Below are 23,999 nucleotides of genomic sequence, written 5' to 3'. Positions count from 1 at the left end.
GATGCCGGGATATCCGGTCGTGCTGCGGCTGGAGGGGAAAAGCTGCCTGATCGTCGGAGGCGGCGCGGCTGCCGAACGGAAGGCGGCCGGATTGCTCGACGGCGGCGCGGACAAGCTTACCGTCATCAGCCCGGCGGTCACGGCGGGCATCCAGGCGCTCGCCGGACAGGGGCGGTTGAAGCACATGGACAGAATTTACCGGCCGGGAGACGCCGCAGGCATGTTTCTCGTCGTGGCGGCCACGGGCATAGTCGAAGTCGACAGCGCCGTCATGGAGGATGCCGGTAATGCAGGCGCGTTGTTCAACCATGCTTCAAGCGGACAATCAGGCGACTTTATTACAGCTGGCGCGGTAAGGCGTGGCGGGCTGCTGCTGGCCGTCACGACGGGAGGCGGCTCGCCTGCCCTGTCGTCCGTCATCCGGGAAGAGCTTGAAGACTTATATAAGGAGCCTTATGCGGAGGCTGTAAGGCAGCATGCGGAGCTGAGGCGAAGGCTGCTGGCCGAGGAGCCGGATCAAGGAAAGCGAAGTCGGCTGCTCCGCAGCGAGGCGAAGCGGCTGGCAAGCTGGGCGGCTGCCGGAAGCAGGGGACTAGAGGATCATGCCCGATTCGGGGCGGAAGGAGATGGGGATATTGAAAACTGATGAGAACGGCCGCAGAGTCATTGTCGTCGGCACGCGCCAGAGCGCGCTCGCGCTGACGCAGACCGGCCAGGTCATAGAGGAACTGCAGCGTCTTGCGGACGAGCATGGCTTGGATTACGGCTTTGAAATCCATAAGATCGTCACCAAAGGCGACCGCATCCTGGATGTAACCCTGTCCAAAGTAGGCGGCAAGGGCTTGTTCGTCAAGGAGATCGAGCAGGCTCTTCTCGACGGCGATATCGATATGGCTGTGCACAGCATGAAGGATATGCCGTCCGAGCTGCCTCCCGGACTGATCAACGGAGCGGTGCCGCGTCGCGTCGATCCTCGGGATTGCATCATTGCCCGCGGCGGCATTCCCCTGGAGAAGCTTCCGATCGGCGCCGCGGTCGGAACAAGCAGCCTCAGGCGGGCCAGCCAGCTGAAGGCTTACCGGCCCGATCTGGATATCCGATCGATACGCGGCAATATCGACTCCCGGATCCGCAAGCTGGAGACGGAGGGGCTGGATGCGATCGTGCTCGCCGCTGCCGGCTTGAAGCGCATGGGCTGGGAGGACCGCATCACCGAAGCGGTCTCCGAGGATGTCTGCCTGCCTGCCGTCGGCCAGGGGGCTCTTGGCATCGAATGCAGGGAAGATGATGCCGATGTCCGCGGTTTGCTGGATCTGCTCAACGATTCCGATACGGAACGGACCGTAGCGGCAGAGCGGACATTCCTCGGCGCTCTCAACGGAGGCTGCCAGATTCCGATCGGAGCCCATGCGGTCATCCGTTCCCGCGATGGCGGCGAGCTCGTCATGGAGCTGACTGGGATGGTAGGCTCTCCGGACGGCGAGACGATCCTGAAGGAAATGCGGGTCGGACGCGATCCGGAAGCATTGGGGCTTGAAGTCGCCCAGGCGCTGAGAGAGATGGGCGCAGACGAGATTTTGGCGGAGATTGGGGGATAACATGGCGAAGGGGATCGTGTATCTTGTCGGCGCCGGGCCGGGAGACCCGAAGCTGATTACGGTGCGCGGCATGGAGGTGCTCTCGCGGAGCGATGCCGTCGTCTACGACCGGCTGGCCAGCCCGCGCCTGCTGCGCGGACTGAGGCCGGGGGCCGAGCGCATCTATGTCGGCAAGCAGCCGGACCGCCATACGATGAAGCAAGAGGAGATCAACCGGCTGCTTGTCGATCTGGCCTTGCAGGGAAAAACCGTCACTCGTCTCAAAGGAGGCGATCCGACCATATTCGGACGTGTCGGCGAGGAGGCCGGCTTGCTGGCCGAGCACGGCATTCCGTTCGAGATCGTGCCTGGAATCACGTCGGCGATCGCCGTGCCGGCTTATGCCGGCATTCCCGTGACGCACCGGGACCATGCGTCGTCGCTCTCGATCGTCACGGGCCATGAGAGCCCGGACAAGCTGGACCGCTCGATTTACTGGGACAAGGTGACGAACGCGACGGGCACGCTGATCTTTCTGATGGGCGTCGCCAAGATCGGGTATATCAGCGAGCAGCTGATGAAGCATGGCCGCGCGGCCGATACCCCTGTAGCTCTCGTCCGCTGGGGCACGAGGCCCGAACAGCAGACGCTGACGGGCACGCTCGCGGACATCGAGGCGAAGGTCAAGGCGGCCGGCTTCGAGCCGCCGGCGGTCATCGTCGTCGGCGATGTCGTCAAGCAGCGGGAGACGCTGCGCTGGTACGACTTGAAGCCGCTTTTCGGCACGAGAGCGCTTGTGACGCGCTCGCGAAGCCAAGCCAGCGAGCTGGCCGATCTCATCGAGGAGCTTGGCGGCGAGCCGTGCGAGTTCCCCGTCATCGAGATCGTGCCGGCGCGCGGAGAAAGCGACGCGAGAGCGTTCCGCGACGCTCTGGACGAGGCGGAAAGCTACGACTGGCTGTTTTTCACCAGCGTCAATGGCGTTGAGCATTTCTTCCGCGGACTGGCCGAGCTCGGAGGCGATATCCGCCGCTTCCACCGGGCGCGCATCGCCGCAGTCGGACCGAAGACCGGCGATGCGCTTCGTTCGCGCGGGCTTCAGCATGAAGCGCTGCCGGGCGGTTACCAGGCGGAGGGCATGCTGGATCATCTCGACGAGGTGCTGGAGCCGGGCCAGCGAGCATTGTTCCTGCGCGGCGATCTGGCGCGAGGGACGCTGCCGCGGGATCTTGCCGCGCGTTCCATCTCTGTGGACGCCGTCACGCTGTACGAGACGATCGTGCCTCGGGATCAGGATGAGCAGGTGCTTGAACGGCTGCGCGAAGGCGCTGTCCATGTCGTCACCTTCACGAGCTCCTCGACCGTGACGAATCTGCTCGAAGTGCTCAGGCGCTTCGGGGAATCCGATCCGGTCGGCTTGCTTCGCGGCTGCGAAATCGCCTGCATCGGTCCCGTTACGGCCCGTACGGCAGAGGAAGCGGGGCTTGCGCCTACGATCATTCCCGAGGAAGCGACGATCTCGTCGCTGGCCGAGGCGATCGCAAGGCGGATGGCCGAGCTTCGGGACGCCGTGCAAGGCTGACAAGCAGCGGGCGGTTTCGGGCGGCTCGCAGGGCTGACAAGCAGCGGGCAGTTTCGGGCGGCTCGCAAGGCAGACAAGCAGCCAGCGGCTTTCGGCTGGCTAGCAAGCAGTCCGGCAGCTCTATCGGCATCGACAAGATAAATCAGGGAGGGCGCCGAGTGCTCCTTCCCCTGTTTTGCATACGAACACAAGGAGGAATTCATATGAGTTACCCGATCGTCCGGCATCGCCGGCTTCGCCGCACGGCGGCGATGCGTTCCATGGTCCGCGAAACGATTCTGACGGCCAGCGATTTCATTTATCCGATCTACGTCATCCACGGTTCCGGCATCAAGCAGGAGATCTCCTCCATGCCGGGCGTATACCGCTTCTCGCTCGACCTTCTTCAGCAGGAAATCCGCGAGATCGTCTCGCTCGGCATTCCTTCCATCATGCTGTTCGGGCTTCCGGACCATAAGGACCCGGTCGGATCTTCCGCCTACGACGCCAATGGCATCGTGCAGCAGGCGACAAGGCTGATCAAGGAATGGGCTCCGGGGCTGATCGTCATGGCGGATACTTGCCTGTGCCAATTCACGGACCACGGACACTGCGGCATCGTGCATCAGAACGAGCGGACCGGAGAAGCCGAGGTCGACAACGATTCTTCGCTGGAGCTGCTCGTGCGCACGGCGGTATCCCAGGCGGAGGCGGGAGCGGATGTCATCGCTCCTTCCAACATGATGGACGGCTTCGTCGGCGCGATCCGCGCAGGTCTGGATGAGGCCGGCTACAGCGACATCCCGATTCTTTCCTACTCGGTCAAATACGCCTCCGCTTATTACGGACCGTTCCGCGAGGCGGCCAATTCCGCTCCGCAGTACGGAGACCGCAAGTCGTACCAGATGGATCCGGCGAACTTCCGCGAGGCACTCCGCGAAGCTGACAGCGACGTCGCCGAGGGCGCGGACATGCTCATGGTCAAGCCGGCGCTCGCCTATCTCGACGTCGTGCGCGCGCTCAAGGAGAATTTCGACCTTCCGCTCGTCGCCTACAACGTCAGCGGCGAGTACGCGATGGTGAAGGCGGCGGCAGCCAATGGCTGGGTCGATGAGCGCAAGATCGTGCTGGAAACGCTGCTCGGCATGAAGCGGGCCGGAGCGGACATGATCATCACTTATCATGCCAAGGACGCAGCCCTTTGGCTGCAGGAGGTGCAGAACTGATGGCGGACAACGTTCACGGCAGAAAAGCGGATGAGAAATCCAGCGCGGCCTTCGAGGAAGCGAAGCGCTATATTCCGGGCGGCGTCAACAGCCCGGTGCGCGCCTTCAAATCGGTCGGCCTCACGCCGGCTTACATGGAGCGCGGCGAAGGGGCGATCGTGTACGATATCGACGGCAACTCCTATATCGACTATGTCGGCTCCTGGGGCCCGCTCATCATGGGCCACGCCCATCCCGCAGTCATCGAGGCGGTCAAATCCGCCGCAGAGCGCGGCACGAGCTTCGGCGCCCCGACGCTGATCGAGACGGAGATGGCGAAGCTCGTCTGCGAGCGCGTGCCGTCCTGCGACATCGTGCGCATGGTCAACTCCGGCACGGAAGCGACGATGAGCGCCCTGCGCCTTGCGCGCGGGTATACCGGAAGGAGCAAAATCCTCAAGTTCGAAGGCTCCTATCACGGCCATGCCGACAGCCTGCTCATCAAAGCCGGCTCAGGCGTCGCGACGCTCGGCCTTCCCGACAGCCCGGGAGTACCCGAGACGGTGGCGTCCCAGACGATTACCGTTCCGTACAACGACCTTGAATCGGTCAAGCTGGCGTTCGAGAAGTTCGGCGAGGAGATCGCCTGCATCATCGTGGAGCCGGTAGCCGGCAACATGGGCGTCGTGCCTCCTTTGCCCGGGTTCCTGCAAGGGCTGCGCGACGTCACGACGAAGTACGGCAGCCTGCTCATTTTCGACGAGGTCATGACCGGCTTCCGCGTCCATTACAACTGCGCCCAAGGCCTGTTCGGCATTACCCCCGACTTGACCTGCCTCGGCAAAGTCATCGGCGGCGGCCTTCCCGTCGGCGCCTACGGCGGACGCCGCGACATCATGGAGCGCATGGCTCCGGCCGGTCCGATCTACCAGGCGGGCACGCTGTCCGGCAATCCGCTTGCCATGGCGGCCGGATACACGACTCTCAGCCTGCTGACGCCGGAAGTCTATCAGCAGCTGGAGAAGATGTCGGTGCGGCTGCAGGCGGGCTTCGAGGACAATGCGCGCGAGACCGGCGTACCGGTGACGATCAACCGCGTCGGGTCCATGGTCTGTCCTTTCTTCAACGACAGCCACGTCATCAACTTCGAGACGGCGCAGCAGAGCGATCTGGGCCGCTTCCGCGCCTACTTCGCGAATCTGCTTGAGCTCGGCGTAAGCGTCGCGCCTTCGCAGTTCGAAGGCATGTTCGTCTCGGCAGCCCATACGGCGGAGCTGATCGACGAGACGATCGCTGCCAACCGGGAAGCGCTCCGGCGCTTGTAGGAGAGGATTCCGGCATGGAGCTGATGATGGAATCTGCTTATCGCCGCGGAGAATGGCTGCATGTGCCTGTCTCCCCGGACGGAGATGCCGGAGAGCCGAGAGCCGGAAGCCACGCGCACGAGACGCGCCTGCAGCTTCTGGCTCTTGGCCTTTGGCCGGCCAAATGGATCAATTCCCTCTTCTCCACCGGAGGCATCGGCTGGACGCCGGACGGCGAGCTGCGGCTGCGGGCGTTTCCCGCCGCAGCGGCGGCCGACCCGCTGCAGCGTCGTGCCGCGGCCGTCCTTGCGGCGTCCGGCGGAGCATATGCGCAGGACTGGCCGGAAGTGCTGCATGAGGACGATTGGTGCCTCGTCCTGAACAAGCCGGCCGGCATGCCGGTCCACGGCAGCGGCGAAGCGCCGCGTCCAGCGGGAAGCAGGGCTTCCCATGCCGCCGCAACGGGCAAGGCGCCTGCCTGCCCGGCGACGCTGGACGAGGCGGCCGCCTGCCGCTGCCTGGCGGCGGGGGACCCGCTTCCGGCGAGGCATATCCACCGCATCGACGACGATACGAGCGGCCCGGTGCTGTATGCGAAAAACGATCTGGCCCAGCAGGTGCTCGATGCTGCGATGCGGGAGAAGGCGATCGGACGCCAGTATTGGGCTGCCGTACACGGCGCGCCGAATCCGCCTGAGGGCAAGATCGACCAGCCGATCGGCAAGGACCGGCATCATCCGTCGCGGAGAAGAGTATCGCCGGGCGGAGACAGGGCTGTCACTTTCTACAAGGTTCTGGAATCCTGGCGCTCGGCAGCTCTCGTTCAGCTTGCGCTTGATACCGGAAGGACGCATCAGATCCGCGTTCATATGAGCCATATCGGCCATCCGCTGCTTGGAGACGGCCTGTACGGCGGAGCGTCGCCGCTGCTCGGCCGTCAAGCTCTTCACGGAAGGCTGCTTCGGTTCCGGCATCCATGGACGGGCTCCGATATGGTGATCGAGGCCCCTCTTCCCGCTGACATGGAGCGTCTGCTGGCAAGGCTCCGCGCCGGGAAGCCATAAGAGATAGGATTGGCTCTCTGTGTCGGGAATTCGGCCTGCCATGGGTCTGTCCCGGGAGGCATCGTCTCGTTGGCCGGCTTGAGGCCGCCCTCGGTTTATGAACCGCTTTGCATCGTTTTGAGCGATGCAGGGTGGTTCTTTTTCATGGCCGAAAGAAACGAAGCCAGCTTCTCTTCCATTGCGGAATGAAACGAAGCAAGCCAGCATCTCTTCCATCACGGAATCAAGCGATACAGGTTGTGTTTCTTCCATCGCGATATTGAGCGATACAGGTTTGGATTTTTTTCATCGCCGGACATGAAGCGGCAGAAACATGTTTTTCTACCTGGCGAAATAGGTCTCGATCCGGCCTTAGCCAGCCCTTTATGCCGGTTTTCCCGGCGCAAGCACGCGGAAGCCGGCCTTGCCGATGACAGCCGTCAAGCAAAAACAGCCTGCCCACGTCATCGAGTCCCACTCCCAAGTAGTCATGCTATGGGACTCCTTGCCATATAGATGGTATGGAGCAAGGCATATGCCCAAGCAATAGCTAGGGAAGGGAGGCTTAAGCGTGAGCGAACTAACACAAGGACTGCGGTTCGACGTGTATGAACGCGTCCATCTGCCCGAGGAAGTTCCAGCTATCGACGAGCTGGAGGAAATCGAACTCGTTCCCCGCATCCAAGTCGTTCAGCAGGGAGAACAAGCCATACTGCGAGGCCAGCTGCTGCTGAGCGGAGTATACCGCACGGCGGACCGTTCGGCGTCCGCGCAGTCGATGGAGCATCGGATACCGGTCGAGATTACGCTTCCGATGAACCGCATCGAGAGGCTGGACGACATCTCCGTGGAGATCGACAACTTCGACGTCGACCTCCTGTCGGCGCGTACGCTGAACATTACCGGCGTGCTGTCGTTGTCCGGCATTCGGGTGGAATCCTCCTCCGAGGAGGAGGGGGAGTGGAAGGAAGAGCCTTATACGGTGGTGCATCGCCAGGAAGCCCAGCCGACGGGCGACATTTCTCCGGTCCTGTATCTGGAGCTGGATGAGGAGGAAGACGAGCCGCAGGTAGAAGCGGGGGGAGAAAGGGAATTCGACCAGGCAACTCCTTATCAGGATGCAGAGGCGATTGCCGGCCAGAGCATTGATCCGGTCGAGGAGGCGCAGAGCGAGCCGTACGCCTATGCTGCCGGCTGGACGCAGCTCGGCTTGGCCAGCGGGACTCGCGAGGAGGAAGGGAACGCCTCCTTCCAGCAGGAGGAAGGTACCTCCAGGCAGGATGCCGAGGCGAACGCCTCCTTCCAGCAGGAGGAAGGTACCTCCAGGCAGGATGCCGAGGCGAACTCCTCCTTCCAGCAGGAGGAGGGTTCCTCCAGGCAGGATGCCGAGGCGGCAATCGAAGTTCTCGCGGACAGCGGAGGAAGCTCCAGCCCGTTCCGCGCGCCGATTCCGCCTGCTTCGGAGATTCCCCAGGTCCAGCACGAAGAGCGGCAGTCGGCCTTCTCGGCGCTCCGGAACATAGCCGGGGAGATCATTCCGGCAGAGCCGGAAGCGGCGGCTGTCCCGCAGGAGGAGGATCCGGCCGCCGTCCTGTACGGCCGCCCGGCTGCCGAACTGCCGCCGGTCGAAGAGACCGATTCCGAGCCTCAGCGAGCCGAGGCGGAAGCGGCCGGGGGAGGGGATTCCGCATCCGCCTTCGCCGCGGAGCCGTTCGAGAAGCATGAGCCGCTGCAGGAGCAGGAGAAGCAGGAGCTGCGCATCGCGTTCGGAAGCAAGCGATCGGCTTCGCCCGAGGAAGCCGGGCAGGAGCTTGCTTCTTCGCTGATCGGCTCCAGCCGGAGGGAGCGGGAGCAGCGGCAGGCGGCCGAGCGCAGCCGGCAATCCCAGGAATCCCAGCTGGCAGCGCCAGCGGAAGAGGTGGAGTGGCAGTCGCTGTTCCTCGGCCGGGTCAGCGATGAGAAGCCGTTCCGCAAAGTGCGGATCTGCATCGTGCAGCGGGAAGAGACGCTGGATCTGATCGCCGACCGCTATCATCTTCAAGCCCGCGAGCTCGCTCTCTACAACCGCCTTGCCGATCAGGGCGTCGCGGAAGGCCAGATTCTCTACATCCCTTGAGCGGGAGCGTCCCGAATCTATCCCGGCTCCGTCCATGGCTTACCATACCGCGCCTTTCCCCGCTTTGCGGGGGATGGCGCCTTTTTTGGCTTCGGCTGCTGTTCCGGCCCGATCCCGGCATTTGTCCGATATGGCTGCCCCGGGCATGGCTGCTGCCTAACCAAGTTGACTCCAGCCTTCAAGAACGCTAAAATGAAGCTATCTATTTTTCCGAAGTTTGAATAGCCGACGTTGAAAGGGAAGAGCATTCGCCTCGCCTACAGAGAGCAGACCGCAAGCGCTGGAAGGTCTGCAGGCAAGGAGCGGATGCGGGTCGCCCCGGAGTTGCCCCGGTCATGCTGCGTCCGCAGCGGAAGCCGGAGCCGGCCGCAGCCGATATCCTGCGCCAAAGTGCCGCAAGGAAGCTTTCTTGCGGAACAAAGGTGGTACCGCGGAAGCTTGAAGTCTTTCGTCCTTTGCGAAGAGGATGAAAGGCTTTTTTTTGTCGAAAAAACGGCGTTCGTCTTCCTGCGGGACTTCGGCACCCGGCATCAGCCGGAGGCAGATATCCGGTGTCTTCCGCGCAGGCCGGCCAGCCGAGGCGTTGTCAAAAAGAAGGCCATAAAAAACGACTTTCATTGATAAGGGTGGAAATCCAAGATGTCAGAGACTCAGCAGCACACGACGGAAATGCCGACGACCTACGATCCGAAGACGGCGGAGCAGAAAGGAACCGATTTCTGGGAAAAGGGCGGTTTTTTCCAAGCCGGCCGGAAGCCTGAAGCGAAGCCTTACACGATCGTCATCCCGCCTCCCAACGTGACGGGCATGCTCCATATCGGACATGCGCTCGATTTCACGCTGCAGGATATCATGATCCGCACGAAGCGCATGCAGGGATACGACGCCCTGTGGCTGCCCGGCACGGACCATGCCGGCATCGCGACGCAGACCGTAGTGGAGAAGAAGCTTCGCGAGCAGGGCATCACGCGCCATGATCTCGGCCGCGAGAAATTCCTAGAGCAGGTATGGGAGTGGAAAGACACGTATGCGGGCACGATCCGCAGCCAGTGGAGCAAGATGGGCCTTTCCCTTGATTACTCCCGCGAGCGTTTTACGCTGGACGAAGGGCTTTCCAAAGCCGTTCGCGAGGTGTTCGTCCGCTTGTACGAGAAGGGGCTGATCTATCGGGGCGCCAAGATCATCAACTGGGATCCGGCAGCACGCACGGCCTTGTCCGACATCGAGGTCGAGTACAAGGAAGTGAACGGGCACCTGTATCACCTGAAGTATCCGCTCGCGGACGGCAGCGGCCATGTGACCGTCGCGACGACCCGTCCCGAGACGATGCTCGGCGACACGGCTGTAGCGGTGCATCCGAAGGATGAGCGCTACGCCGCTCTCGTCGGCAAAATGCTCGTGCTCCCTGTTACCGGACGCGAGATTCCGATCATCGCAGACGATTACGTCGAGAAGGACTTTGGCTCCGGGGCGGTCAAGATCACGCCGGCTCATGATCTGAACGACTTCGAGGTCGGCGAGCGCCACAGCCTGCCCAAGATCATCGTCATGGACGAGAGCGGCGTCATGAACGCCGAGGCCGGACCTTACCAGGGTCTCGACCGCGCCGAAGCGCGCAAGAAGCTCGTCGCCGACCTTCAGGAGAGCGGCGTCCTCGTCCGCATCGAGGACCATGTGCATCAAGTCGGGCACAGCGAGCGCAGCGGCGCTGTCGTCGAGCCTTACTTGTCCACGCAGTGGTTCGTGGCGATGAAGCCGCTCGCCGAGCGCGCAATCGAAGCCCAGAAGTCCGGCGAAGGCGTGAACTTCGTGCCTGACCGCTTCGAGAAGATCTACCTGAACTGGATCGAGAACGTCCGCGACTGGTGCATCTCCCGCCAGCTGTGGTGGGGCCATCGCATTCCGGCCTGGTACTGCGACTCCTGCGGCAAGCTGCATGTCGCCCGCGAGGATCTCGAAGCCTGCCCGGACTGCGGGCATGGAGAGCTGCGCCGCGACGAGGATGTGCTCGACACCTGGTTCAGCTCCGCCCTTTGGCCGTTCTCCACGCTCGGCTGGCCGGACGAGGACAGCGCCGATTTCAAGCGGCACTATCCGAACGACCTGCTTGTCACCGGCTACGACATCATTTACTTCTGGGTAGCCCGCATGATTTTCACGGCGCTGGAATTCACGGACCGCATTCCGTTCAAGGATGTGCTCATGCACGGCCTGGTTCGCGACGCGGACGGCAAGAAGATGTCCAAGTCGCTCGGCAACGGCGTCGATCCGCTGGACATCATCGAGCAGTACGGAGCGGACGCGATGCGCTTCATGCTGTCCACCGGCAGCACGCCGGGGCAGGATTTGCGGTTCCGGCTGGAGAAAGTAGAGCAAGCGAGAAACTTCGCCAACAAGATCTGGAATGCTTCCCGCTTCGCCTTGATGAATCTGGAAGGATTCAATTACGATGATATCGATATAACTGGTCCTCTAGGCACAGCCGACCGCTGGATCCTGCATCGTCTGAACGAGACTTCACGCGATGTGACGAGACTGATCGACGCCTACGACTTCGGCGAAACTGGCCGCCTGCTGTACAATTTCATCTGGGACGATCTGTGCGACTGGTACATCGAGGTTGCCAAGCTGAATCTGTACGGACAGGATGCGGATGCCAAAAAGGCGACTCAATCCGTGCTCGCCTATGTGCTGGACCGGACTCAGCGCCTGATCCATCCGTTCATGCCGTTCATCAGCGAGGAAATCTGGCAGCATCTGCCGCATGAAGGCGAATCCATCACGACGGCCGCCTGGCCGGTCTATGAAGCCGCGCTGGAAGCACCGGAAGCCGTCCGCGAGATGGAGCTGCTCATGAGCACGATCCGCTCCGTGCGCAATATCCGCGCCGAAGTGAACGTGCCGATGAGCAAGAAGATCGAGCTGCAGATCAAGCCTTCCGGCAGCTTCGAAGCCGGCATCCTGAGCGGGAACGAAGAGCTGCTGCGCCGCTTCTGCGGCACTTCCTCCCTGGCGATCGACACAGGACTGTCCGCTCCCGACAAGGCGATGGCCGCCATTGTGACGGGCGCGGAGCTGTACTTGCCGCTCGCGGGACTCCTCGACATCGAGCAGGAGATCGCGAGGCTGACGAAGGAAGCCGCCGTTCTCCGCTCCGAAGTGGAGCGCGTGGACAAGAAGCTCTCCAACGAAGGCTTCACGGCCAAAGCTCCGGCCAAAGTCATCGAGGAAGAGAAAGCCAAGAGGGCCGATTACGAGTCCAAGCTGGAGAAGGTGCTGGCGCGGATCGAGGAGCTGCAGAGCTGATCGGAGCTGCGTCTGTCCTTGGAGGACGGGAGGCCCGGCGAAGGGCGCTCGCGCCTTTCGCCGGCGCAAGTCAAACATAAAAGGAAGCGAAACGATATGGACAACCAGGAAACGCATCGACAGGCCGGAGGCCTGCTGAAATCGTACGAGGAAGCGCGGGGATGGATCGAAGGCCTCATCGGCTTCGGCATCCGTCCGGGCCTGGACCGGATGAAGCTGATGATGGAGCGTCTCGGACATCCCGAGCGTCGGCTCCGCTTCATCCATGTGGCGGGAACGAACGGCAAAGGCTCCGTCTGCGCCTATCTGACCGAGGCGCTGACGCGCGGAGGTTATGACACGGGGACGTTCACGTCGCCGTATATCACCAAGTTCACCAACCGCTTCCGCTATAACGGCCAGGATATCGAGGAGGAGACGCTGCTGCGGCTGGCCAACGAGCTGAAGCCGCTCGTGGATGAGATCGCGGTTACCGAACACGGCTCCCCGACAATGTTCGAAGTATCCACGGCGCTGGCGATCCTGTACTTTGCCAAGGTGACCTACCCGGATTACGTCGTATGGGAAACCGGCCTCGGAGGCCGGCTGGACGTGACGAATATCGTGACGCCGGTCATCTCGGTCATCACCAACGTCGGGCATGACCACATGGATGTGCTTGGCAGCTCCATAACGGAAATCGCGTCGGAGAAAGCCGGCATCATCAAGCCTGGCGTCCCGGTCGTAAGCACCGTCGAGGATCCGGAAGCGCTGGCGGTCATCCGCGAGGCGGCAAGCCGCAGCAAGAGCACGCTGTACCAGCTCGGCGAGCAGTTCTCCATCGAAGCGCTGGAGGTGTCGGAGGCCGAGCAGAGCTTCGCGTTCCAAGGCCCGTTCCGCTCCGTGAGTCCGCTGACCGTGACGCTTGGCGGCGCCCATCAGCGCACCAATGCCGCTGCCGCGGTCATGGCGCTTGAGGTGCTGCGCCAGTACTACGCCTTGCTGGTCGACGACGAGCAGCTCCGCGCCGGCCTCAAGGAGGCTGCATGGCCGGGCCGCCTCGAGATGGTGAGGAGCGAGCCGCGTCTGCTGCTGGACGGCGCGCATAATCCCGAAGGAGCGGAGTCGCTGGCGGCGGCGCTCAAGGACGTCTTCAAGTACCGCAAGCTCCATCTGATGATGGGAATGCTGGAGAACAAGAATCATCGGGAAGTGCTGCGGCATATACTCCCTATAGTGGATACCTTTGTCATTACGGAGCCCGCTTTCCGCAAGGCGATGCCGGCCCCTGCTCTTGCCGAGCTGGCACGCTCGGAAGCGGCGGAGCTCGGGGTTTCGCCGGAAATCGTCGTCGAGCCCGATTGGACCGCTGCGCTGCGGCGCCTGGAAGAGTCGGCGGGTCCGGAGGACCTGTCCGTCGCAACCGGCACTCTCTATTTAATCGCCGATGTCCGCACCAGGGTGCTTGGGCTACCGGATTCTGAAAAAGGTTGGTGACCGTCATGACGACTACAGCAGAGCACGTACATTTTATCGGAATCGGCGGCTACGGCATGAGCGCGATCGCCCGCGTCATGCTGGAGATGGGATACAAGGTGACGGGATCCGACGTTGCGCGGGCGGAGCTGGCGGAAAAGCTGGCATCCCTGGGAGCGAGCATCTATATCGGCCATGACGCGGGCAACGTCAAGGGGGCCGATCTGGTCGTCTACAGCACGGCGCTCTCCAGGGACAACGTGGAGCGGCGCGCGGCGGAGGAACTGAAGATTCCGGTGATCCATCGCTCCCAGATGCTGGCCAGGCTCATGAATGCGGGCAAGGGGGTCGCTGTCGCCGGCGCGCACGGCAAAACGACAACCTCCTCGATGATCGCTCTCGTCATGGAGAGCTGCGGAGCGGATCCGACCTACATCATCGGCGGCGAGATCGTCAATGTCGGCACGAACGCCAAGGCGGGCAAAGGCGAATACGTCGTAGCGGAAGCCGACGAGAGCGACGGCTCCTTCCTGCATTACCATCCGGCGATCGCGGTCGTCACCAACATCGAGCCGGATCATCTGGAGAACTACGACGGCGATTTCGCCAACCTGAAGAAGGCCTACGTTCAGTTCCTCACCCAGGTCACTCCCGACGGGAGGGCAGTCGTATGCCTGGACGATCCGATCGTCCGCGAGCTGCTGCCGCAGGCGGCAGGCTCCCTTCCGTCCGAACGCATCCTGACCTTCGGCATCGACGAGGAAGCGGAATTCCGTGCATCGGACATCGTTCTCGGCGACCGCAAGGTGGCGTTCAAGCTCTCCCGTTCCGGCAAAGAGCTCGGCGTCGTGCAGCTGTCCGTCCCGGGACGCCATAACGTGTACAACGCGATGGCTACGCTGATCACATGCATGGAAGCCGGCATTCCGTTCGGCGCGGCAGCCGCCGCGATCAAGGAATTCATCGGGGCCAAGCGCCGCTTCCAGGTGCTCGGAGACGTGAACGGCATCCTCGTCATCGACGACTACGCGCATCATCCGACGGAGATCCAGGCGACGATCAGCGCCGCCAAGGCGACCGGCAAGCGCATCGTGGCCGTGTTCCAGCCGCAGCGCTACACGCGCACCTTCTTCCTGCTGGAGCAGTTCAGCCGGGCTTTCGCCGAAGCCGACGAGGTGATCATCACCGACATCTACTCCCCGGCCGGCGAGCAGCAGATCGAAGGCATCAGCTCGCAGCGGCTCGTGGAGATGATCGTGGAGAACTGCAATGCCAATACACGCTATCTTCCGACCAAGGAAGAGGTGCAGGCCGAGCTCTCGAAGCAGGCCGAGCCCGGCGATCTCATCATCACGATGGGAGCCGGCGATATCTGGAAGGCTGCCGACGGCCTGGCGCGCGAGCTGCGGGAGCGGTACGGGCAATAACATCGGAACAGCAGAAGGAAGAACCTTCGAAACGGCCTGATGCAGGCTTTTTCGGAGGTTTTTTTCTTGCAGGAATCTAGTTCCTGGCAGCGATGCTAGGCCTTTACCCTTTTCCTCCTGTTGCAGCTCCTGCTCCTCTATTCCATCCTGCCTATCAATCTCCTTATCCTTTCTTCCAAAACGAGGAATAACTCTATCGTTCGGACATAGATTAGAGTTAAGAACCGGCATGGCAGGAGGAATGGAACATGACGAAATCGCGGATGACCTATCGTCAGGACGGCCAAGGGAAGCTGGTGCAGGATCAACGCAAATCGCCTTTGGCTGCAAGGAGCGGGCACGATGCCGCCGGAGCGAAGGCGCAGGAAAAGGCGCAAGCGCAGACTCAAGGGCATTGGCAAGAAAAAGATCAAGCGCTTGGGCAAGCCCATGTGCCTCCGCAGGAGCAAGTGCTTGAGCAAGCCCGCCTGCAAGCAAAAGAACAACTGCAAGCGAAAGGCCGCTTGCAAGCAAAAGAACAACTGCAAGCGAAAGGCCGCTTGCAAGCAAAAGAACAACTGCAAGCGAAAGAGCAAAGAAAAGCGAAGGGAAATCCGTTCCGGCATGGGGGGGCGCAACAGTCGGGCATGCGCAAGCAGGCAACGCTGCCGCCGGACTGGAGCCCGGTGCCTGCGGAGTCGCTCTCATCTATGGAATTCACAGCCGAGTACAAAGCATGGGAAAGCCCTTTTCAGGATGACATCGATACGTTGGAAAGCCTCATCAACAAGGAAAAGGGGCGTCCGGCCGGAAGAGAACGGCCGGCTGCCGCCGCAACGGCAGCGGAAAAACGCCGTGCCGGCAAGGCCTTCGGAGCGGACGGGCTCCTCGAAGCACCATCCGTCCGAACGGATGCTTTACCCGAAGTCCCGTTTCTCTCCGGGGACGAGCTCCTCGAAGGCCGAGCTGTCAAAAGGCCCGGAGAGCGCAGCAAGCCGCAGCTCCCCGATCCGGGCATTCTCTCCGAATGGCCGCAATGGCCGGATGCGGAGCCTGTGCCTGCGGCGGGTACGGAGCTTTTCGAAGGTCCCGTCATCGACTTGGATGAAATTCGCGCTTCAAGGAAGCTTAAATCAGCCCCCGCTCGTCGTATAGAAAGCGGAAGCGCGGGCGGCAGCCGCAGAGGGCCGTCCTGGCCGGCGGTCCTGCTGTCGGTTGCCGGCGCGATAGCGACCGGAGCACTCTTCGGCTACATCGCCTTGGCACTCTTCGCAGGCGGCAGCGTTCTCCCGGCCACAGACGGCGGAGCCGCCGGAAACACGGCTTCGGAGCCGGCGTCCGCTCCTGCGGCATCGCCTCCGGCAAGCGGCGCCGGCTCTCCCGCCGTCAAGACGGAGCCGTCCGCCGACGGCGCTTCGGCTGCTGCCGGCACGGCGGCATACATTCAGGCGGATTGGCCGCAGACGGCTTTCAGCCTGCTGCAGTACGGCGTCTTCTCGGCCAAGGACAGCGCCGCCGCGGCGGCATCCGAGCTGAAGGCCGACGGACTCGGCTCTGCCTCGTCAAAGGCGGACGGCGGCTATCGCGTATATGCAGGCATCTCATCGAAGCGCAGCGGCGCGGAGTCTCTCGCTGCTTCCATCTCCGGCACGGAAGTTTACATCAAGGAAGTCTTGCTTCCTGCAGCCGGCAAGTTTCGTTTCGCCGGTTCCGAAAAGGATGCGAAGGCGTTTGGACCTGCGACATCGGGGCTGATCGCGCAGCTGGCCGACATGACGCTGGCATCTGCGAGCCAGGCGAAGCCTGGCGCTCCGGACAAGGAAGCGATGGCGGAGTGGGACAAGCAGCTGGCCTCGTGGCGGCAAGCCTATGCCGCCTTCCGTCCCGGGGTACAGGGCAAGGAGGCGGCGGCCGCGGCCGATAGCCTGGAGTCGGCAGTCAATCAGGCTGCCAAAGAGCTGGATGCCTATATAGCGGCTCCCTCGAAGGCCCGTTTGTGGACGGTGCAGAGCCGATCGATGGATATCTTCTTCGGACAGCGTGCGATGATCGAAACCTTGCAGCCGTGAGGGGAGACAGGTTCTTTACATTGTAAAGAACGGAGGCGATCGCGTATAATGAGGCCAGGTGTCAATCATTGGCGAGAGGCGTTGAACCATGAAGAAAAATGGCTGGACGCTTCTCTTCTTTATCGTGCTTGGACTTGTCGCAGGAGCGCTCGCGAACCGCTGGCTGAAGGATGTTCCGGGGGTGTCGGCACTGACGCGCTCCACGGATATCCGCTGGTCTCCCGCTGCCGATCTGGGCGTCCTCAGCTACAGTCTGGACGCCACCATCCAATTCAGCCTCATCAGCCTGCTCGTGCTCGTGCTTGCGCTGTGGCTGTACCGCCGCCTCTGACCGGAGGACATGGCGGACCGTTATCGAAGAGGAGCATTATCGAACATGAACGATGTCGTTATACCCGACCGGCTCGTACTCGCCTCGGCTTCCCCGCGGCGCAGGGAGCTGGTCGCTGTCCTCGGGCTTGAGCTTCCTGTCCGCCTGCTTCCTACCGGGGCGGATGAATCCGTCACCGGGACGCTCTCTCCCGGAGAGATCGTCCTTGAGCTTAGCCGGCGCAAGGCCGAGGCCGCTGCCGACGCGCTTCGCGGCGAGGAATCCGCAGGATCGTCCGCAGCGAACGATCTCGTGCTCGGCGCCGATACGATCGTCGTGCTGGACGGGGCGGTGCTCGGCAAGCCCGCGGACCGCGAGGATGCCGTGTCTGCCCTGATGGCGCTGAGCGGCCGCAGACATGAAGTCTATACCGGCGTCACCTTGCTTTCCTGTCCGGGAGAGATTGCCGTCAGCCGCTGGCAGCGTACGCTGGTCACGATGAAGCCGTTCGGCATCGAGAGCGCCCGCCGCTACGCGGCTACGGGAGAACCGCTCGACAAAGCCGGCTCCTACGGCATTCAAGGCCTGGGCGGCGTGCTGGTGGAGAAGATCGAAGGCTGTTATACCAATGTCGTCGGCTTGCCGCTGCCGCTGCTTGCGGACATGCTGGCCGAATACGGCATACACGTCATTTAATTCTGCTGCTCCCGTACCTGCGCGCTGCGCCAGGACGGGGGCTTGAAGGCGGTCGGGTCCAATGCCAGTCTCATCAAAAGGGTTAAGCCTGCGCGAGCTTCCAAGCGAAGAACGTCCGAGAGAGCGCATGATCAAGTACGGAGCGGAAGCGCTCAGCCATGCGGAGCTGCTGGCGATCCTTCTGCGGACGGGGACGGCGTCGGAGACGGCGGTGCATCTCGCCTCGCGGATTCTGACCCAGAGCGGCAGCCTGCGCGGACTGGTGGACATGGGCACGACGGAGCTGACGCGGATCAAAGGCATCGGACCGGCCAAGGCGCTGCAGATCCGGGCCGGCATCGAGCTCGGCCGGCGCCTGTCCCAGAGCCGCCGGGGGGAGGCCGCCGTCGTGCGGAGGCCTCAGGACGCGGCGGATTATCTCATGGAAGACTTGCGCTATCATAAGGTAGAGCATTTCGTCTGCCTGTTTCTCAATACCAAGAATCATATCGTCGCGCGCGAGACCATATCGGTAGGAACGCTGAATGCGTCCCTTGTCCATCCTCGGGAAGTATTCCGCGCGGCGATCCGGCACGGCGCGGCCTCGATCGTATGCGCCCACAACCATCCCAGCGGGGATCCGTCTCCGAGTCCGGAGGATGCGGCGCTCACGCGGAGGCTTGCAGAGGCCGGAGAACTGGTCGGAATCGATGTGCTGGATCATATTGTCATCGGCGATGGAGTCTTCATTAGTTTGAAGGAACAAGGCCTCTTGTAATATAATGAATAGGATTGCCGCATTTCAGAAGGGAGTTTGACCATGTTCGGAGGCTCTAAGGATTTAGGGATTGACCTGGGTACCGCCAATACGCTCGTGTATGTCAAAGGAAAAGGAATCGCTGTCAGGGAGCCGTCTGTGGTGGCCCTGCGTACGGATACAAAAACGATTGAAGCTGTCGGCGAGCATGCCAAGAAAATGATCGGCCGCACGCCCGGCAACATCCGCGCTGTCCGTCCGATGAAGGATGGCGTCATCGCGGATTTCGAGACGACAGCCACCATGATCAAATATTTCATTCGCCAGGCGCAGAAGCAGCGCGCCCTGTTCCCGCGCCACCCCAACGTCATGATATGCGTGCCTTCGGGCATCACGTCCGTCGAGAAGCGCGCCGTCGAAGACGCGGCCAAGCAAGCAGGAGCGCGCGAGGCGTTCACGATCGAGGAGCCGTTCGCGGCAGCGATCGGAGCCGATCTGCCCGTATGGGAGCCGACCGGCAGCATGGTCGTCGACATCGGCGGCGGCACGACGGAAGTCGCGGTCATCTCGCTCGGAGGCATCGTGACGAGCCGTTCGGTCCGCATCGCCGGAGACGAGATGGATGAAGCCGTCATCCAGTACATCAAGCGCCTGTACAACCTGATGATCGGCGAGCGCACGGCCGAGCAGCTGAAGATGGAGATCGGCACGGCGATGGCGCTGGAGCAGTCGGAGACGATGGAAATCCGCGGACGCGACCTCGTGACGGGGCTGCCCAAGACGCTGTCCATCACTTCCGACGAGATTACGGAAGCTCTCGCCGATACGGTCGCGGCTATTATCGACGCCGTAAAGATCACGCTTGAGAAATGCCCGCCTGAGCTGTCCGCGGACATCATGGACCGAGGCATCGTGCTTACCGGCGGCGGAGCGCTGCTGCGCAACCTGGACAAGCTGCTCTCCCGCGAGACCGGCATGCCGGTCATCGTAGCCGAGAATCCCCTTGACTGCGTAGCGATCGGTACGGGCCGCTCGCTCGACAACTTGCATTTATTCAAAAACAGAGGCGGCTCCAGGTCCAAGCGCTAAGTCGCAGGAGGAGCGGATGAATGAGACGGGCGGGTGAACGGTTTGTTTAAGCAATTGCGGAACAGGCGGCTCTTCGTTCTCATGATCAGCTTCATTCTTTTCATCGCGGTCATCGGCGTGTCGATCAGCAACCGCTCGGGGCTGACCGCGCCGGAGAAGTTCCTTCGGGATACGACCGGATTCGTGCAGCAATGGTTCTACAAGCCCGCTGGCTATATGGCGGGCTTCTTCCAGGATATCGGGAACTTGCGCGCCATGCATGAAGAGAATGAGCAGCTGCGCATGACGGTGGCCGCTTATACGAGGGACAAGGTGAAATTCAATGCGATGGAGCAGACGAACCAGAGCTTGCAGGAACTGCTGCACTTCACCGAAGCCCAGAAGAAGATCAACGATTACAAATTCCTGTTCGCCCAGGTCATCGCGGTCAGTCCGGATCCTTACAACCAGACGCTGACGATCAACCTCGGCTCCAAGAACGGGGTCAAGGAAAAGATGGCCGTCATAACCGACGAGGGCATGGTCGGCATCATCAGCAAAGTGTCCGAGGTCACCTCCACGATCATGCCGCTGCTTGAGCTGAACGACCAGGCGCCGGGAATATCGGCGACGGCGCTCGGCAAGCAGAAGCAGTCGTTCGGCATCGTCAGCAGCTACAACAAGGAGACGCAGATGCTTCAAATGACGAAGATCGCGGCGGACGACCCGATGACGAAGGGCGATACGATCCTGACCTCCGGACTGAACAATGTGTATCCGGAGGGGATGGTCATCGGGACCGTAGAGTCCATTCAGGACAGCGACTTCGGTCTGACCAAGACGGCCAGCATCAAGCTGGCTGCTGATTTCGATCATCTGAGCGAGGTGCTTGTCGTTCAGAAGCCAGAGGCGATCCAATGAGGATGCAAGGCATCGTAGGCTTGACCTTCCTTGCATTCGTCGTGCAGTCGACGATCATGCCGTGGATCATTCCGGGCGAGTTCGCCGGACGCATCATTCCTCATTTCACGCTTGCCGTCGTGCTTTTCGCGGCTATGTACCACAGCCGGCACTCCGCTCTGCTGCTCGGAGCGGGCTTCGGGCTGCTGCAGGATGTCGTCTTCCGCGGGCATCTGCTCGGCCTGCATGCCTATGCGATGGCTCTCATCGGCTACCTGTTCGGGCTGCTGCTAGAGAGGCGCCGCAGCACGATGATGATGGCGCTTGCCGTCGTCGCGTTCGGCACGCTCTTATATGAACTAGTCCTTTATTTCGTCTACAAAGTGTTCCAGTTCACGCAGGAGTCCTTGTCCTGGGCGCTGGCCGACCATATTCTCCCTAGCCTGTTCCTGCAGCTGGCATTCGCCCTGGCGGCGTACATCCCGCTGCGGCGATGGTTCCAGAACTTGGCCAGGAACCGGTACAGCAAGAAAGAGCCTGAATGAAGCCATACATGAAGCCATGCATGAAGGAAGCAGGAAACCGCCTTCCGCAAGCCGAATTGAGTACGTCAAGGAGGGACGGATGTGACCGACAAACAGCGTATCACGATTAAGGGAGTCAAGGACGGTCTCATCTTCCTCTTTGACGAACAGTGCGAACTTTCGGAATTGATGGAAGAGCTCCAGTTCAAGCTGGAGAAATCCCACCAACAGCTGCTGTCCGGGCCGCTGGTGCACGTGCATGTGAGGCTCGGCGCGCGCAGCCTGGAGGAGGAAGACAAGGAGAGGATCCGTTCCTTGATCCGCCAGAAGGGCAATCTGCTTGTCCAGTCGATCGAATCCGAAGCCGCCGCCGAAGAAGGCGATGCGGCCGGAATGCAGGCATTCAAGCTTATGACGGGAATGATCCGTTCCGGACAGACAGTAGAGCATGATGGAGGCCTGCTGCTGCTCGGCGACGTGAACCCCGGCGGCACGGTCCGCTGCACCGGGGATATATATGTGCTCGGCGCTCTTCGCGGAATGGCCCATGCGGGCTGCGAAGGCCGTGAAGACGTCATTATCGCCGCATCGCTGCTGCGGCCGACGCAGCTGCGCATCGCGGATGTCATCAGCCGCCCTCCCGAGGAATGGATATCGGGAGACGCCTCCATGGAGTATGCCTACCTGGAGGACGGGCGAATGCAGATCGACAAGATGAACCAGCTCGCGCGGATGCGCAAGGAGACGATGCTGTTCAAAGGGGTGTAAAGGCATGGGAGAAGCAATCGTCATCACATCGGGCAAAGGCGGGGTCGGCAAGACGACGACATCGGCCAATCTGGGCACCGCACTTGCTCTGCTGGGCAAAAAAGTAGCCATGGTCGATACCGATATCGGCCTGCGCAATCTGGACGTCGTCATGGGGCTTGAGAACCGGATCATCTACGATCTCGTGGACGTTGCGGAGGGGCGCTGCCGCCTGCAGCAGGCGCTCGTCAAGGACAAGCGGTTCGAGGAGCTGTACATGCTGCCCGCCGCCCAGACGAAGGACAAGTCCGACGTCACGCCGGAGCAGGTCAAGGACATCGTCCTGGAGCTGAAGCGGGAGTACGATTATGTCATCATCGACTGTCCGGCCGGCATCGAGCAGGGCTTCCGCAACGCGGTAGCCGGCGCCGACCGGGCGATTGTCGTCACGACCCCCGAGAATGCCGCCGTGCGGGACGCCGACCGGGTGATCGGCCTGCTGGAGGGCTCCAAGGTTCCGGCCAAGCTGGTCGTCAACCGCATCCGGCCCGCGATGGTCAAGAACGGGGAAATGCTGGACATCGACGAGATTTGCCAGGTGCTGGCAGTCGACCTGCTCGGCATCGTTCCGGACGATGAGCGAGTCATCAAGGCGGCCAATTCAGGCGAACCGACTGTCATGGATCCGAGCTCGCGGGCTGCGATCGCTTATCGCAACATCGCCAGGCGCATACTTGGGGACATGGTTCCGCTGATGCAGCTGGAAGAGAGGCCGGGTAGGCTGCGCAGGCTCGTGAAGTTTCTGGGAATGGGATGAACGTAAGTGCTCAATAGACTCAAAAAAATGGATGTCGGCATTCTGACGCTGCTTGTGTGCTTCATGGTGGTCAGCGCGATGCTGCTCTACAGCGTCGGCGACGGGGATCCGAGATATGCCGGCTACTATAAGAAGATGCTGCAGTTTTATGTCGCGGGGTACATTCTGGTGACTTTCGTCACCTTGGTGGACTACCGCATTATTCTCAAGTTCTGGTATTACTTATACGCCATCGGCATCGCGCTGCTCGTCGCCGTTTTCTTCCTCGGCGCCAAGGTGAACGGCGCGACCGGGTGGTTCAAGCTGCCGGGCGGCTTCAGCTTCCAGCCGGCCGAGGCGTTCAAGATCATCATGATCATCGTCGTGGCATACATGCTGGGACGAAGGCAGGGAGAAAAGCTGCTGTTCACGCAGGATCTTATGCCGATCGCGGTTTTGGTCGGGCTGCCCTTCATGCTTGTCGTCGTCCAGCCCGATCTCGGCAATGCCGTTATTTATCTGGTCATCCTGCTCGGCATGCTGTGGATCGGCAACGTAAAGTACTCCCATGTCCTGATTGGACTTGTATCCGTCATCGGCGGCGCTCTTCTATTCGTGACGCTGTTCACCTCCTTCAATGCCGAAATCAAGGACTATGCAGAGAAACACGGCGTCAAGCACTGGTATGAGCGGATCAACACCTTCGTCGATCCGACCAACGCGGACAAGGACCAGGCTTACCAGGCGCGCAACGCCAAGATCGCCGTCGGCAGCGGCGGATTGACGGGAGACGGCTTCCTTCAGGGCGATTCCAAAAATCGCGGCGCGGTCCCCTATACGTACTCGGATTCCATCTTCGTCGTCATCGGCGAGGAGTTCGGCTTCCAGGGCTCGGCAGTGCTGCTGCTCCTGTACTTCCTGCTCATTTACCGGATGATCATCATCGCCTTCCAGTGCCTGGACCTGAAGGGCTCGTTCATCATCATCGGGATCGTGTGCATGTATGTGTTCCAGGTGTTCCAGAACGTCGGCATGATGATCGGCATCATGCCGATCACCGGCATCACGCTGCCGTTCGTCAGCTACGGCGGCACGTCGCTGATGCTGAATATGCTCAGCATCGGCATTGTCTTCAGCGTTCGGGCGCATCAGGAGAAGTATCAGCTGGAGTAGCACGGAA

20 protein-coding genes are annotated in these 23,999 nt (G+C 61.7%); all 20 read left to right on the top strand.

Features of this window, described 5'->3' with window-relative positions; translation table 11 throughout:
- The first annotated feature begins 1 nt into the window (after window position 1).
- The gene (locus ACLBWT_RS17845; protein ID WP_447664482.1) at window positions 2-646 is read left to right on the top strand and encodes a precorrin-2 dehydrogenase/sirohydrochlorin ferrochelatase family protein; all 645 of its coding nucleotides are present in this window, start codon (window positions 2-4) and stop codon (window positions 644-646) included.
- Window positions 636-1,598 (top strand): hydroxymethylbilane synthase, encoded by a 963-nt coding sequence (hemC, locus tag ACLBWT_RS17840; protein ID WP_447664481.1) that lies wholly within the window; start codon window positions 636-638, stop codon window positions 1,596-1,598. Before ACLBWT_RS17845 ends, hemC begins: the two co-directional genes overlap by 11 nt.
- 1 nt (window position 1,599) lies before the next feature.
- Window positions 1,600-3,159 carry a uroporphyrinogen-III C-methyltransferase gene (cobA, locus tag ACLBWT_RS17835; protein ID WP_447664480.1) on the top strand — a complete coding sequence of 520 codons (1,560 nt, stop codon included), beginning with the start codon at window positions 1,600-1,602 and terminating at the stop codon, window positions 3,157-3,159.
- A gap of 203 nt (window positions 3,160-3,362) precedes the next feature.
- Window positions 3,363-4,364: a porphobilinogen synthase gene (hemB, locus tag ACLBWT_RS17830; protein ID WP_447664479.1), complete on the top strand. Its 1,002-nt coding sequence runs from the start codon at window positions 3,363-3,365 to the stop codon at window positions 4,362-4,364.
- Window positions 4,364-5,668, top strand: coding sequence for a glutamate-1-semialdehyde 2,1-aminomutase (gene hemL, locus ACLBWT_RS17825; protein ID WP_447664478.1), 1,305 nt, complete (start codon window positions 4,364-4,366; stop codon window positions 5,666-5,668). Before hemB ends, hemL begins: the two co-directional genes overlap by 1 nt.
- A 14-nt stretch (window positions 5,669-5,682) precedes the next feature.
- Window positions 5,683-6,711, top strand: a complete 1,029-nt coding sequence (locus ACLBWT_RS17820) for an RluA family pseudouridine synthase (protein ID WP_447664477.1) — start codon at window positions 5,683-5,685, stop codon at window positions 6,709-6,711.
- Between the two features lie 550 nt (window positions 6,712-7,261).
- Window positions 7,262-8,806, top strand: coding sequence for a LysM peptidoglycan-binding domain-containing protein (locus ACLBWT_RS17815; RefSeq protein WP_447664476.1), 1,545 nt, complete (start codon window positions 7,262-7,264; stop codon window positions 8,804-8,806).
- A 639-nt stretch (window positions 8,807-9,445) separates the two neighbouring features.
- Window positions 9,446-12,112, top strand: coding sequence for a valine--tRNA ligase (locus tag ACLBWT_RS17810; RefSeq protein ID WP_447664475.1), 2,667 nt, complete (start codon window positions 9,446-9,448; stop codon window positions 12,110-12,112).
- 96 nt (window positions 12,113-12,208) lie between these two features.
- Entirely contained in the window at window positions 12,209-13,588 is a 1,380-nt protein-coding gene (locus tag ACLBWT_RS17805; protein WP_447664474.1) for a bifunctional folylpolyglutamate synthase/dihydrofolate synthase, read from the top strand.
- A 5-nt stretch (window positions 13,589-13,593) separates the two neighbouring features.
- Window positions 13,594-14,994, top strand: coding sequence for a UDP-N-acetylmuramate--L-alanine ligase (gene murC, locus ACLBWT_RS17800; RefSeq protein ID WP_447664473.1), 1,401 nt, complete (start codon window positions 13,594-13,596; stop codon window positions 14,992-14,994).
- Window positions 14,995-15,242: 248 nt separating this feature from the next.
- On the top strand, window positions 15,243-17,042 hold the full coding sequence (locus ACLBWT_RS17795) for an SPOR domain-containing protein (protein ID WP_447664472.1): 1,800 nt from the start codon (window positions 15,243-15,245) through the stop codon (window positions 17,040-17,042).
- 88 nt (window positions 17,043-17,130) lie between these two features.
- Complete coding sequence (locus ACLBWT_RS17790) at window positions 17,131-17,373, top strand: DUF4321 domain-containing protein (RefSeq protein WP_447664471.1); 243 nt, start codon at window positions 17,131-17,133, stop codon at window positions 17,371-17,373.
- Window positions 17,374-17,418: 45 nt separating this feature from the next.
- Window positions 17,419-18,048: a Maf family protein gene (locus ACLBWT_RS17785; protein WP_447664470.1), complete on the top strand. Its 630-nt coding sequence runs from the start codon at window positions 17,419-17,421 to the stop codon at window positions 18,046-18,048.
- A 61-nt stretch (window positions 18,049-18,109) separates the two neighbouring features.
- Window positions 18,110-18,805 (top strand): RadC family protein, encoded by a 696-nt coding sequence (radC, locus tag ACLBWT_RS17780; RefSeq protein ID WP_447664469.1) that lies wholly within the window; start codon window positions 18,110-18,112, stop codon window positions 18,803-18,805.
- A gap of 42 nt (window positions 18,806-18,847) precedes the next feature.
- On the top strand, window positions 18,848-19,873 hold the full coding sequence (locus ACLBWT_RS17775; protein WP_447664468.1) for a rod shape-determining protein: 1,026 nt from the start codon (window positions 18,848-18,850) through the stop codon (window positions 19,871-19,873).
- An 81-nt stretch (window positions 19,874-19,954) separates the two neighbouring features.
- The gene (gene mreC / locus ACLBWT_RS17770; RefSeq protein WP_447664467.1) at window positions 19,955-20,773 is read left to right on the top strand and encodes a rod shape-determining protein MreC; all 819 of its coding nucleotides are present in this window, start codon (window positions 19,955-19,957) and stop codon (window positions 20,771-20,773) included.
- On the top strand, window positions 20,770-21,297 hold the full coding sequence (gene mreD, locus ACLBWT_RS17765) for a rod shape-determining protein MreD (RefSeq protein ID WP_447664466.1): 528 nt from the start codon (window positions 20,770-20,772) through the stop codon (window positions 21,295-21,297). The genes mreC and mreD overlap by 4 nt, the downstream gene beginning before the upstream one ends.
- An 81-nt stretch (window positions 21,298-21,378) precedes the next feature.
- The gene (locus tag ACLBWT_RS17760; RefSeq protein ID WP_447664465.1) at window positions 21,379-22,044 is read left to right on the top strand and encodes a septum site-determining protein MinC; all 666 of its coding nucleotides are present in this window, start codon (window positions 21,379-21,381) and stop codon (window positions 22,042-22,044) included.
- Window positions 22,045-22,048: 4 nt separating this feature from the next.
- Complete coding sequence (minD, locus tag ACLBWT_RS17755) at window positions 22,049-22,840, top strand: septum site-determining protein MinD (protein ID WP_076354307.1); 792 nt, start codon at window positions 22,049-22,051, stop codon at window positions 22,838-22,840.
- 6 nt (window positions 22,841-22,846) lie between these two features.
- Window positions 22,847-23,992 carry an FtsW/RodA/SpoVE family cell cycle protein gene (locus ACLBWT_RS17750; RefSeq protein WP_447664464.1) on the top strand — a complete coding sequence of 382 codons (1,146 nt, stop codon included), beginning with the start codon at window positions 22,847-22,849 and terminating at the stop codon, window positions 23,990-23,992.
- Window positions 23,993-23,999 lie beyond the last annotated feature (7 nt).

It is taken from the genome of Paenibacillus sp. D51F, assembly GCF_053345695.1.
The sequence above is the reverse complement of the archived record's forward strand: the minus strand, read 5'-3'. Positions and strand labels throughout refer to the sequence as shown.

Bases quoted from the DNA above. Each gene is read 5' to 3' on its own strand.
- ACLBWT_RS17845 (WP_447664482.1), top strand. From the start codon at position 2: ATGCCGGGATATCCGGTCGTGCTGCGGCTGGAGGGGAAAAGCTGCCTG.
- cobA (WP_447664480.1), top strand. From the start codon at position 1,600: ATGGCGAAGGGGATCGTGTATCTTGTCGGCGCCGGGCCGGGAGACCCG.
- hemB (WP_447664479.1), top strand. From the start codon at position 3,363: ATGAGTTACCCGATCGTCCGGCATCGCCGGCTTCGCCGCACGGCGGCG.
- hemL (WP_447664478.1), top strand. From the start codon at position 4,364: ATGGCGGACAACGTTCACGGCAGAAAAGCGGATGAGAAATCCAGCGCG.
- ACLBWT_RS17820 (WP_447664477.1), top strand. From the start codon at position 5,683: ATGGAGCTGATGATGGAATCTGCTTATCGCCGCGGAGAATGGCTGCAT.
- ACLBWT_RS17810 (WP_447664475.1), top strand. From the start codon at position 9,446: ATGTCAGAGACTCAGCAGCACACGACGGAAATGCCGACGACCTACGAT.
- ACLBWT_RS17805 (WP_447664474.1), top strand. From the start codon at position 12,209: ATGGACAACCAGGAAACGCATCGACAGGCCGGAGGCCTGCTGAAATCG.
- murC (WP_447664473.1), top strand. From the start codon at position 13,594: ATGACGACTACAGCAGAGCACGTACATTTTATCGGAATCGGCGGCTAC.
- ACLBWT_RS17795 (WP_447664472.1), top strand. From the start codon at position 15,243: ATGACGAAATCGCGGATGACCTATCGTCAGGACGGCCAAGGGAAGCTG.
- ACLBWT_RS17790 (WP_447664471.1), top strand. From the start codon at position 17,131: ATGAAGAAAAATGGCTGGACGCTTCTCTTCTTTATCGTGCTTGGACTT.
- ACLBWT_RS17785 (WP_447664470.1), top strand. From the start codon at position 17,419: ATGAACGATGTCGTTATACCCGACCGGCTCGTACTCGCCTCGGCTTCC.
- radC (WP_447664469.1), top strand. From the start codon at position 18,110: ATGCCAGTCTCATCAAAAGGGTTAAGCCTGCGCGAGCTTCCAAGCGAA.
- ACLBWT_RS17775 (WP_447664468.1), top strand. From the start codon at position 18,848: ATGTTCGGAGGCTCTAAGGATTTAGGGATTGACCTGGGTACCGCCAAT.
- mreC (WP_447664467.1), top strand. From the start codon at position 19,955: ATGATCAGCTTCATTCTTTTCATCGCGGTCATCGGCGTGTCGATCAGC.
- mreD (WP_447664466.1), top strand. From the start codon at position 20,770: ATGAGGATGCAAGGCATCGTAGGCTTGACCTTCCTTGCATTCGTCGTG.
- minD (WP_076354307.1), top strand. From the start codon at position 22,049: ATGGGAGAAGCAATCGTCATCACATCGGGCAAAGGCGGGGTCGGCAAG.